1 protein-coding gene and 1 pseudogene are annotated in these 1,525 nt (G+C 47.1%); one reads left to right on the top strand and one right to left on the bottom strand.

All coding sequences use genetic code 11. The annotated features are described in order from the left end of the window. Window positions 1-131 precede the first annotated feature (131 nt). Window positions 132-464: pseudogene (locus ACQ4N7_RS30200) on the top strand (DUF3368 domain-containing protein); the annotation flags it as partial. A gap of 68 nt (window positions 465-532) precedes the next feature. Here the strand turns inward: ACQ4N7_RS30200 and ACQ4N7_RS30195 are convergent. Beyond that, window positions 533-1,399, bottom strand: coding sequence for an HNH endonuclease signature motif containing protein (locus tag ACQ4N7_RS30195; RefSeq protein ID WP_430715115.1), 867 nt, complete (start codon window positions 1,397-1,399; stop codon window positions 533-535). Window positions 1,400-1,525: the final 126 nt, after the last annotated feature.

Below are 1,525 nucleotides of genomic sequence, written 5' to 3'. Positions count from 1 at the left end.
TGTCGCTCGTAACTTCGCGCTCAATCTCTACCGCTCCAACGCCTTCTCCAATATGGCTCAGGCTGAACGATTCTGTAAATTCGGCCTAGATACACTCAAGACCGTTTTTAGAATGAAATAGCCCTGCCTTTGACTGGATTCAAACTTGTACTGTCAGCGATCGCACTCTCGTCGAAGCCCTGAACAACGAACTTGATATTGGAGAAGCTGAGGCGATTGCCCTAGCAGTCGAGATGCAAGCTGATCAAGTTTTGATTGACGAACGCCGAGGTCGGCTAGCAGCAAGTAGGCTGAATCTCCGCTACACAGGTATTTTGGGACTTTTAGCTGAAGCAAAAAGTCAGGGCTTGATCACCAAGATAAAACCTTTATTAGATGCGTTGATAAATGAGGCTGGTTTTTGGATTGCAGAACCTTTGTACAACAGTGTTTTGCAACTTGTTAACGAGAGCGAACTGCCTTGATCTTCTAGGTAACTCATGGTTGTGCGTCAGCCGCCAGCATCAAGTTCATCGCGCCGTTATACATAGTCTTATGGCTTTGGTTTTCGAAGAGCGTTTGAGCCGGGATCAATTAGGCCATCTCTCCCGGGTATATGCTCAAAAATGAATCCAAATCTTTTCTTTTTCCACACCGAAAATAGCCCATCCGCCTGCCTGCATTCTGGACAGCAGAGGGTAGAAGCGTCGTGACGTTCCGGATACCATGTGCTGATCTCGAAATGCAGAGCGCACGAATGACATTGCACCTTGACTACAACAAAAGACGGATTTGCAGACTGAATATCATCTACGAACCGATATCCGGCTTCCGTGACATATACCTCGCTCTCCGACCCACTGACAAGATTCTTTGTTAGAAGCTCGATCAGAAAATCAGGATATTTAGCCCGAAAATTCATGCTGTCATCGGGCAAATAACATCGACCGCCCGAATGAAGCTGATATGGTCGGAAGACCCCATTCTCCATCTCTTCCGCTTGTATTATTTTTATTACCGAGTCGTTCAGGACGCTATTCATTAATAAGTCCATCGCCTTCCAAGACAATCCTATGTCTGCAGTGAATCCCGAAAACTCTTGTGGCTGAAACCTCTCCATTACACTCGCCGATAATTTATCTACATCAGATGGCGCAGTGTCGGCAAGGAGCTTCCCTTCCTTTACAAGCCTACACACATTTTCACGGTGTAGCTGCAGCTCTTTTCTGGAGAATCTTCTTGTTAACTTTGTTTCTGAGTGCACGTCGCTATGGCAACTCACGCAGATAGCAATTAGATTCTCTTTGTCGTCGGTACCCCCGTCCTTTTTCTCCACGATGTGGTGGACCTGCAGATGCAGGGGACGAAATCTTCTGCAAATACAGCAACGCCTTGCACAGTCTGCGAGAACCTCTGCCACTACCTGGTTGACTGACAAAACTAATCAGCGCCATAGCAGTACGTGTGTATTTTGAACTCGATTCGATAGGTGCGCTGCTCATGCTGTTTCCGAGACGCCATAGCGGGTTCAGGATCGCGGTTATGA

The organism is Nodosilinea sp. AN01ver1, assembly GCF_050565655.1.
Taxonomy (GTDB): Bacteria; Cyanobacteriota; Cyanobacteriia; order Phormidesmidales; family Phormidesmidaceae; genus Nodosilinea.
This window is presented reverse-complemented; position numbering and strand designations above follow the sequence as displayed.